Below are 7,854 nucleotides of genomic sequence, written 5' to 3'. Positions count from 1 at the left end.
GATCGAACACGCACACGACCTCGCCTCCGGGACGATCGAGGCGGTGGCGTTCGCTGCACCCCTGATCGACGAGGTGACGACCGGCCGGATCACCCGGGCCGAGTGGGTCCGGGTCGTCGGCGAGCGCATCGGCGACCCGGCGGCGGCCGAGGCCTGGGGTCGGCAGCCGTTCACCCCGGACGCCGAGGTCCTCGATCTCGTCGACGAGCTGCGTGCGGCGGGTTGCACGACCGCGGTCCTGACGAACGGCACCGACGGCGTCCCCGCCGAGGTGGCGACGTTCGGCCTGCACGACCGGGTCGACGCCGTGTTCAGCTCGCACGAGATCGGCTTCACGAAGCCCGACGTCCGGGCGTTCCGGCACGTGCTCGACGCGCTCGACCTCGACGGCCCAGAGGTGTTCTTCACCGACGACTCGGAGCGGAAACTCGGTGGTGCGATCGAGCTCGGCATGCCGGTGCACCACTTCGCCGGGGTCGACGGACTCCGGGCAGCGCTGCGCTCGAGCGGCATCGACGCCGTCGACGTGCGGATCGACGGGGACCGCACGGCACTCGACCAGGCACTCGCGACGAAGCTGGTGCCGTGACCGAACTCCGACCCGTCGACCTCGACCGCTGGCCCCGCCGCGAACACTTCGCGCACTACCGCGACCGCGTGCCCTGCACGTGGGAGATGACCGTCGAGCTCGACGTGACGGACTTCGCCGAGACCGTCCGCGCGACCGACCGTCGGACGTACGCGTCGCAGATCTGGGCCATCGCGTCGGTCGTGAACCGGCACGCCGAGTTCCGCATGCAGCTGCAGGACGACGGGTCACCAGCGGTCTGGGACGTCGTGCACCCCATGTTCACGGTGTTCCACGCCGACACCGAGACGTTCTCGGTCCTGACGGTCCCGTACGACGAGGACCCGGCCCGCTTCCACGAGGCGGCGGTCGCGACGATGGAGCGCTACCGGGACGACCACCGGATGTTCCCGCAGGAGGACCGCCCGCAGAACGTGTTCGACATCTCGACACTGCCGGGGGCGTCCTTCACCGGGTTCGCCCTGCACGTGCGGGACGGATGGGACCACCTGCTGCCGATCTTCACGATCGGGCGGTACCGGTTCGTCGAGGGGCGCACCGTCATGCCGCTCGCGATGCAGGTCAACCACGCGGTGACGGACGGCTTCCACGCGTCGCGGTTCGTGACCGAGCTGCAGACGGTGTTCGCCGAGGCCGGCTGGCTGCGCCGCTGACCGACGGGTCCGGGCCGCGCCCCGGGCCAGGCGCCTGATCGGGTCGGGTGCCCGCCCGGGTCAGGCGCGCTCGTCGATCGACCGTGCGCCGGGCACGGGCGGCGCCGGGTCGTCCGATGCCTCCGGGTCGTCCGCGCGGGCCCACTTCACGGTCCACCGCACGAGGGGCTGCACGCGCTCCCAGGCGTCCACGACGTCGGCCAGCGGGCTCGTGAGCGGCAGGTGCAGCAGCGCGGCGTAGTGCTGCATGCGCAGGAGTCCGATCCGGGGGTGGTCCGCCGGGTACCCGCGCGGCGCGGTCTTCAGCGGCGGACCGGCGAGCTCGAAGCCGGCGTCGGTGAGCTCGTCGAGCACGCGCTGCAGGGCGGCGGCCGCCTGCGGGTGCTCGTCGATCGCGGTGCGGGCCGCGGTCAGCTGCGCGCGGGACGGCGTGTAGAGCCCGCCGCCGGCCTGGATCCCGTCGACCCCGGCGCTCAGGTAGACGCCACCCGCGGTGAGCCCGGTGTCCTCGCGGTAGGGGCGTTTGTCGGGCGTGAAGCGCAGGTCGCGGTGCTGGCGGAGGACACGGCCGGATCCGTACCGCCGCTCGGCCTCGGCGAGCAGCGCCTCCATCGGCTCCTGCACGTGCCGCTGCCAGTCGTCGCGGTGGTCCTCGAACCACGCGGTGTCGTTGTGCGCTGCGAGGCCCCGGAAGAAGGCCGCGAGCGCCGGTCGGAAGGGCGTGTCGGTCACGGGTTCCTCCGGGTCTGGTCGGTCAGGTCCGCAGCTCGGTCCGCCGCGGTTTGAGTCGCTCGGGCGCGTCGGTCGCCGGCGTCCACTCGCAGGTGAACGTCCCGCGGTACCCGAACAGGAACCCGAAGACCCGATTGTGCACCTCGAGGTCGACGTGAAACGCCTGGTCGTCCTCCGACCACCACTCGTTGAGGGTCGCCCGACCGCTGAACAGCATCGGGAAGCGGAACGCGATCGGGCCCTCGTAGAAGCGCTGGGCGTCCGAGGTGAGCACGAGTCCGCCGCGGTCGTCGACGGCGAGGTCGAGGTCCACCGCGAGGTGCTGGTGCGACCCGAGGTAGTCGAGCACCCGGCCGTCCGCGAGGACCATCGTGGCGTCGAACCGCGCCGTCCGCCCGGGCTTGGTCGTGTAGGTCCGGACGAAGGTCACCGTCTCGCGGCCGTACCGGTCGCGGTACGGGTAGTTCTCGATCGTGAAGGGCACGTCGGTCCCGACGTCCGGCACGAGGATGTTCCGCAGCCGACCGATCTGCAGGAACGGCACGGTCCACCACGGTCCCCGACGGATCGACGTCATCACCCCGCGGCCGGTGCACGCCTCGGCCGCGTCGAGCCCCACACCGAACCGGCGACGCATCATCGGGTGCAGCCGCTGGAAGTCGGCGCCGAGCGCCTCCTCGAACACCGAACTCATCGATCCCCTCCCGGATCGGGCAGCGCCGCCAGCGTGGCGGGCGCGTCGTGCAGCTGGTCGCCTCGACGAGAGCCGCCCGCGGGTGCGCGGCGGGTCCGGGAGGCGCGGGGCCGGTCCCGTCGCCACGGCTGCAGCACCGAGGTGAGCGGCCAGGCCTCCGGCTCGGCACCGCCCTCGACCCAGATCCGGAGGCGGTCGAAGCTCCACGCCGTCGCCCAGCCCAGGAGGGGCCGGACCACCACGTCGAGGATCCCCCAGCCGGGGTCGTAGTCGTAGCCGGTGACGAACCGGGTGCGCCCGTCATCGGTCGGCACGTACCGCCAGTAGCCCCGACCGGCACGGATCGGTGAGAGCCGGTCGTCGGTGGCGAACCGCAGCGCCGAGGTCCTCGTGCCGTCCGCCCGTCGCCGCTCGCCGATGCTCACCCCGGTCCCGTGCACGTCGTGCAGCGGGGAGCGCCGGACGTACGTGAAGCGGGCCGCGCCGTCCGCGTCCGCCGGCTCGGGGACGATCTCGGAGAACCGGACGTCCCACCGCACGTGCTGCACGGGGTCCTGCGTCGCCGCCCACACCCGGTCGACGTCGGCGTCGATGATGGTCTCGACGTAGATGCCACGCTTCCCCACAGGCCGAGCGTAGGGCACCGCTCACCCCGGGCGCGGGTCCGCCGCGTGAACCGTGACCGTTCCGGTTCACGATCCCCGGGTTCCGCGAACCGGAACGGTCACGGCCCGAGGAGGACACGACCTCTACGCTGGCTCCATGACGTCGCAGTCGGCACCCCGTCCACGCCGCACGATCGGACTCGTGGGCGCCGGCGGCATCGCGGTCGCCCACGTCCCCGGGCTGCTCCGCCTCGGTGACGTCGTCGTGCACTCGCAGGACGGCGCGCACGAACTCGCCGCGGCCTTCGCGGACGAGGCCGCGCGGGGCGGCAGCACGATCACCGTCGCCGACTCGCTCGACGAGCTGCTGGCGGCGGTCGACCTCGTCGACGTCGTCGTCCCGACGCCCGCCCACGCCGCCGTCGTCCGTCGGGCGCTCGCGGCCGGACGGCACGTCGTCTCCGAGAAGCCGCTGGCCCGCACGGACGCCGATGCCGAGGACCTCGTGGCGCGCGCGGCGGACGCGGGCCTGCACCTCTACCCGGCCCACGTCGTGCGCTGGTTCCCCGCGTACCGGCGGCTGCACGAGGCCGTCACCGCGGGCCTCCTGGGCGACCTCGCCGTCCTGCGCTTCTCGCGCTCCGGCGCGTTCCCGACCCGGGTGGCGTGGTTCGGCGACCGGGCGCAGTCCGGCGGCATCGTGATGGACCAGATGATCCACGACCTCGACATCGCCCGCTGGGTGGCCGGTCCGGTCACCCGGGTGTCCGCGGTCACCGTCCGCGCAGGAGACGCCGAGCACCCGGTCGAGGCCGCGCACGTCCTGCTCACCCACGCGTCCGGCGCGATCAGCCACGTCGCCGGGCTCTGGGGCCCGCAGCACCTCGCCTTCAGCACCGAGTACTCCGTGACCGGCACGCTCGGCAGCCTGGCGCACTCGTCCCTCGCCGAGGAGGACACCCGCGCCGACCTCGCGACACCGACCGCGGTGGACGGGTTCCTGCCACCGGTCGACCCCGCCGAGGACCCGTACGCCCTCGAGCTCGCCGACTTCGTCGCGGCGTCCGAGGGCGGACCGCTCCCCCGTGTCAGCGCTCGGGACGGTGCCGTCGCGGTGCGCATCGCCAACGCCGCCCTCGCGTCCATCGACTCCGGTCAGCCCGTGGAGGTGACGCTGTGACACTCCGCGTCGGTGTCCTGTCCTTCGCCCACACGCACGCGATCGGGTACCTGTCCGCACTCGCCGCGATGCCCGACGTCGAGGTACGCGGGACCGACCCCGGCGGCGTCTCGACCGGGACGGCACTCGGCGAACTCCGCGGCGCCGACCTCGCCGGAGCCCAGGGCGTCCGGTACGCCGAGTCGGTCGACGACCTGCTCGCGTGGGGCCCGGACGCCGTCGTCGTGACGAGCGAGAACGCCCGGCACCGGGAGTTCGTCGAACGCGCTGCCGCCGCGGGTGCGCACGTCCTCTGCGAGAAGCCGCTCGCGACCTCGTGGGAGGACGGCCTGGCCATCCGTGACGCCGTCCAGCGCGCCGGGGTGACGCTGATGACGGCCTACCCGGTGCGCTTCGCCTCGGCGTTCGACCGGTTGCGGGCCACGCACGCCTCCGGGGCACTCGGCACGGTCCTCTCGGTCTGCGGCGCGAACAACGGGATGCTCCCGCTCACCCGCGACTGGTTCACCGACCCGGCACTGAGCGGTGGTGGCGCGATCGTCGACCACGTCGTGCACGTCGCCGACCTCGTCGACGGGCTGACCGGCGCGCGACCGGTGTCCGTCACGGCGGTCGCGAACCGGGTGCTGCACGCGGGTCGTGCCCACGCCGAGACCGCCGGGCTCGTGACGATCACGTACGACACCGGGATGATCGCCGCGATCGACTGCTCGTGGAGCCGTCCGGACACGGCGCCGGCCTGGGGCGGGTTGACCCTGGACGTCGCCGGGACCGGCGGGACGGTCTCGGTCGACTTCTTCGGCGCTGCCGCCCGCGGACTCGACGCGGTCGGCGGGCGACCGATCGAACTGCGGTACGGGGCGGACCACGACGTGCCGATGCTGCGGACGTTCCTGAGCGCCGTCCGGGCCGGTGTCCAGCCCCAGCCCGACGTCGAGGTCGGGCTGCGGACGCTGTCGATCGTCCTCGCGGCGCAGGAGTCGCTGCGGACCGGCAGGACGGTGCTCGTCCCGACGGCGTGACCGACGCGTCGCCGCGGCGACCCCACTGCGGAGGGGAGGCGCGTGGCGGCCCCGACCCGTGCCTCCAGGCCGGCACGCGGCCGGACGGGAGGCGCACGACCGGCCCGACCCGCGCCTCCCGTCCGTCACCCGCCAGGCGGGGCATGCTGGTCGCATGACCTCCGCGCCGTACGCCAACTCGTTCGGGGCCGCTGCCGACGCCTACGAGCGCGGGCGCCCCGGGTACCCGGACGCGGCGGTCGACTGGCTCCTGCCGTCCGGTGCCCGACTCGTCGCCGACGTCGGTGCGGGCACCGGGAAGTTCACCAGGAGCCTCGTCGGACGCGCCGCCGAGGTCGTCGCGGTCGAACCCGACCGGGCCATGCGCGAGCGACTCACGGCCGTGCTGCCGGGCGTGCGGACGCTCGCGGGCAGCGGCGAGTCGATCCCCCTGCCCGACGGGAGCGCCGACGCCGTGACGTTCGCGCAGGCCTGGCACTGGGTCGACCCGGCGCAGGGTGCCCACGAGGCAGCCCGGGTGCTCCGGCCCGGCGGGGTCCTCGGGCTGGTGTGGAACGTCCGCGACGAGACCCGACCGTGGGCCGCCCGGATCAGCGCGATCCTGGCCCAGCCCGAGTCGCGGGCGAGCGTCCAGAGCGCACCTGTCGTCGGCGCACCGTTCGACCCCGACGCCGTCGAGCACGAACGGTTCCCGTGGGTGCACGAGCAGGACCGCGCGGCGTTCCTCGACATGGTCGCCTCGCGCAGCTACGTCATCGTGCTCCCGCCCGACGAGCGCACCGCACTGCTCGACCGGGTGCGACGTGCGCTCGACGAGGACCCGGAGACCGCCGGCCGCGCGACGATCCCGGTCGGCTACACGACCTACGCGCACCGGTCCGTGCGGCCCTGACCCGTCCCCGCGCTACGCTCGTGCCGATGCGCGCGACCGTGCGGGACGTGGCTGCCCTCGCCGGGGTGTCGCCGAAGACCGTCTCCAACGTGATCAACGGCGGCGTCGTGGTGCGCCCGGAGACCCGGCAACGGGTCGAGCAGGCGCTCGCCGAGCTCGACTACGTGCCGAACCTGTCCGCCCGGGGCCTGCGCAACGGACGTTCCGGGGCGATCGCCCTGACGCTGCCCGAGATGTCCAGCGCCTACTCCGCCGAGCTCGCGCAGTGGTTCGTCGAACTCGCGCGGGACCGCGGCTGGACCGTGCAGCTCGACCAGACGGCCAACGACCCCGCCCGCGAGCGTGACCTCGTCTCGCGCGCCCGGGCGCACCTCGTCGACGGGCTGATCCTCAACCCGGTGTCGCTCAGCGCGAGCGTCCTCGCCTCCACCGAGGGCCTGCCCCCGACCGTCGTCATCGGCGAGGTCGAGCCCGAGCACGTCGACCAGGTGCACGTCGACAGCCGTGCCGCTGCCGAGCAGGTCACGTCGTACCTCGTCGGACGGGGGCACCGGCGGATCGCGATCGTCGGGGCCGCCCGCGCCGTCGAGGCCACCGCGACGAGCGAGCTGCGGGAGCGCGGGTACCTCGCCGGTCTCGCCGGAGCCGGGATCGCGGCCGACCCCGGGCTCCGCGTCCCGCTGGCCGCGTGGACGACGAGTGCGGCGGCGTCGGCGTTCGCGGCGTGGCTCGACGACCACCCGCTGCCCGACGCCGTGTTCGCCTTCACCGACTCGATCGCGTTCGGCGTGCTGCACGTCCTCGCGGCCCGCGGCGTGCGGGTCCCCGAGCAGGTGAGCGTCGTCGGGTTCGACGACGTCGACGGTGCCGCCTACGCGATCCCCGCCCTCACCACGGTGTCGTTCGACCGACGAGCGTTCGCGACCGCGGCGCTCGATCTCCTCACCCGGCGGATCGAGGACCGCGAGGCGCCGCCCGAGACCGTCGTGGTCCCGCACCGCATCGTCGAGCGCGCGAGCGTCAGTCCGCGCTGACCTCGGGGTCCGCCGCCGCCAGCACCGCAGCACGCGTTCGCGGGTCGCCGAGGATGCGGAAGTGCCCGCCGACCGGCACCCGCACGTTCGTCGCCCCGGCGAGCGCGCTGCCCTCGGGGATGAGCGTGTCGAACACGCCGTACACACTCGTGATCCGGGCGTTCGCGTCGAGCTCCCGTGCGAGGCCGGCGAGCACCGGGTCGCTCGACCGGAACGCACGGAGGTGCCGCACGGGCGCCAGGCGTGCGTACCCGGAGCCGGCGAAGGGCGTCGACACCGCGACCATGCGGTCGATCCGGCCGTGGTCGTCGAGCCGCGTCATCGCGTACTTCCCGATGAGTCCGCCCTTGCTGTGCGCGACGAGCAGGACGTCGTGCAGGTCGTGCGCCTCGAGGTACGCCAGCACCTCCGCCGCGGACTCCGGGACCGGGCGCAGGTTGTGTCGCAGCACCG

At 73.9% G+C, this 7,854-nt stretch carries 10 protein-coding genes; 6 read left to right on the top strand and 4 right to left on the bottom strand.

What is annotated here, in order from left to right; all coding sequences use genetic code 11:
• A partial coding sequence (locus I5E_RS05205; protein WP_022906057.1) for an HAD family hydrolase occupies positions 1-589 on the top strand: 589 nt, incomplete at its 5' end.
• Positions 586-1,242, top strand: a complete 657-nt coding sequence (locus tag I5E_RS05200) for a CatA-like O-acetyltransferase (RefSeq protein ID WP_022906056.1) — start codon at positions 586-588, stop codon at positions 1,240-1,242. The genes I5E_RS05205 and I5E_RS05200, both read left to right, overlap by 4 nt.
• 60 nt (positions 1,243-1,302) lie before the next feature.
• On the opposite strand, the gene I5E_RS05195 is transcribed toward I5E_RS05200, so the two are convergent.
• From I5E_RS05195 to I5E_RS05185, 3 genes are read right to left on the bottom strand one after another with little or no spacing between them, the layout of a single operon-like run.
• Positions 1,303-1,974: a DUF2461 domain-containing protein gene (locus tag I5E_RS05195; RefSeq protein WP_022906055.1), complete on the bottom strand. Its 672-nt coding sequence runs from the start codon at positions 1,972-1,974 to the stop codon at positions 1,303-1,305.
• A gap of 22 nt (positions 1,975-1,996) precedes the next feature.
• On the bottom strand, positions 1,997-2,668 hold the full coding sequence (locus I5E_RS05190; protein ID WP_022906054.1) for a DUF4166 domain-containing protein: 672 nt from the start codon (positions 2,666-2,668) through the stop codon (positions 1,997-1,999).
• A complete protein-coding gene (locus I5E_RS05185) occupies positions 2,665-3,294 on the bottom strand; it encodes an SRPBCC family protein (RefSeq protein WP_022906053.1) in 630 nt (209 codons plus the stop codon). Before I5E_RS05185 ends, I5E_RS05190 begins: the two co-directional genes overlap by 4 nt.
• A gap of 136 nt (positions 3,295-3,430) precedes the next feature.
• Between I5E_RS05185 and I5E_RS05180 the strand changes: the two genes are divergently transcribed.
• The 4 genes from I5E_RS05180 to I5E_RS05165 all read left to right on the top strand — a co-directional run bounded on the left by I5E_RS05180 (position 3,431) and on the right by I5E_RS05165 (position 7,401).
• Positions 3,431-4,453: a Gfo/Idh/MocA family protein gene (locus I5E_RS05180; protein WP_022906052.1), complete on the top strand. Its 1,023-nt coding sequence runs from the start codon at positions 3,431-3,433 to the stop codon at positions 4,451-4,453.
• Positions 4,450-5,475, top strand: coding sequence for a Gfo/Idh/MocA family protein (locus I5E_RS05175; RefSeq protein ID WP_022906051.1), 1,026 nt, complete (start codon positions 4,450-4,452; stop codon positions 5,473-5,475). The genes I5E_RS05180 and I5E_RS05175 overlap by 4 nt, the downstream gene beginning before the upstream one ends.
• A gap of 154 nt (positions 5,476-5,629) precedes the next feature.
• Positions 5,630-6,367: a class I SAM-dependent methyltransferase gene (locus I5E_RS05170; protein ID WP_022906050.1), complete on the top strand. Its 738-nt coding sequence runs from the start codon at positions 5,630-5,632 to the stop codon at positions 6,365-6,367.
• A 26-nt stretch (positions 6,368-6,393) separates the two neighbouring features.
• The gene (locus tag I5E_RS05165) at positions 6,394-7,401 is read left to right on the top strand and encodes a LacI family DNA-binding transcriptional regulator (RefSeq protein ID WP_022906049.1); all 1,008 of its coding nucleotides are present in this window, start codon (positions 6,394-6,396) and stop codon (positions 7,399-7,401) included.
• On the opposite strand, the gene I5E_RS05160 is transcribed toward I5E_RS05165, so the two are convergent.
• A partial coding sequence (locus tag I5E_RS05160) for a hypothetical protein (RefSeq protein WP_031261604.1) occupies positions 7,388-7,854 on the bottom strand: 467 nt, incomplete at its 5' end. The genes I5E_RS05165 and I5E_RS05160 overlap by 14 nt on opposite strands.

This window comes from Curtobacterium sp. B18, from assembly GCF_000333375.1.
Lineage (GTDB): Bacteria > Actinomycetota > Actinomycetes > Actinomycetales > Microbacteriaceae > Curtobacterium.
This window is presented reverse-complemented; position numbering and strand designations above follow the sequence as displayed.